1 protein-coding gene is annotated in these 1,025 nt (G+C 46.3%); it reads right to left on the reverse strand.

From position 1 onward, the window contains the following. Positions 1-289: 289 nt before the first annotated feature. Positions 290-934: a YchE family NAAT transporter gene (locus J1785_RS00765; RefSeq protein WP_013575947.1), complete on the reverse strand. Its 645-nt coding sequence runs from the start codon at positions 932-934 to the stop codon at positions 290-292. Positions 935-1,025 lie beyond the last annotated feature (91 nt).

Here is a 1,025-nt window from a genome sequence, read left to right on the forward strand (position 1 = left end):
CTAATAACATCTCGATACAGCATGCACAAGCCTTACAGAATGATGTGGGCAAATTAGCGTCAAAACGGGCAGGAAAGAAGGGTATTTAGCTAAAAAATCGCTAAGTTTATTAGAAGAAATGAAGACTTGGGGTGAAAACAATAATGAGACGACGCTTTATGCCACATTAGGGTGCAATTGCGCTTAATGAAGTCATTAGGTGCACTATATTAATGCATTACATTATAAGTGCAGGTAATAATTATCACGGAAACTCATCGCAGTTTCCGTGATAACCGATGGTTAAGAATCAAAGCAGGCCGGGGAAAATAGCCTTAATCCCTGTCACAATGAATTCGATACCCAGCGACATCAGCAAAAGCCCCATGATACGTGTAATCACGTTAATGCCGGTTTGTCCCAGTAAACGCACCAGTAAAGGTGCCGCCCTGAACAGTAACCAGCAACAGAATGCAAAGAAAATGATAGCGAGCGTCAGCCCCAGCAGATTTGGCCAGCTGTGATAGCGTGAGCTCCATACAATAGTCGAACTGATGGCGCCGGGTCCTGCCATCAGAGGCAATGCAAGCGGAACAACCCCGACATTTTCACGTATTGCTGTTTCTGATTTTTCCTGCTTGTTCTGTTTATCTTCGCCCAGTTTCCCGCTGATCATCGACATGGCAATGGTGACGACCAGAATGCCCCCCGCGATCCGGAACGAGTCAATGGAGATACCAAAAAGATGTAAAATGGCATCGCCGAGGAAAAGTGCGGTCGACAATATAATGGCAACCGACAAATTCGCCGTCATATTGGTTTTATTACGTCCGGCTGCCGCCTGATAGCTGGTCATGCTGATAAAGACAGGTAAGATCCCCACAGGGTTGACCAGTGCAAACAGCCCGACGAAGAATTTGATATACCCTGAAAAATCTAATAACGATTGGCTCACGCAGAACTCCGCACAACTATGCCAGCAGATGAAGGTTTTGATGGGCGCTAATGTACTGGAATCCCCGTAAAGGCGCCACGCCGTTTGATGG

This window comes from Rahnella perminowiae (assembly GCF_019049755.1).
Classification (GTDB): Bacteria; Pseudomonadota; Gammaproteobacteria; order Enterobacterales; family Enterobacteriaceae; genus Rahnella; species Rahnella perminowiae.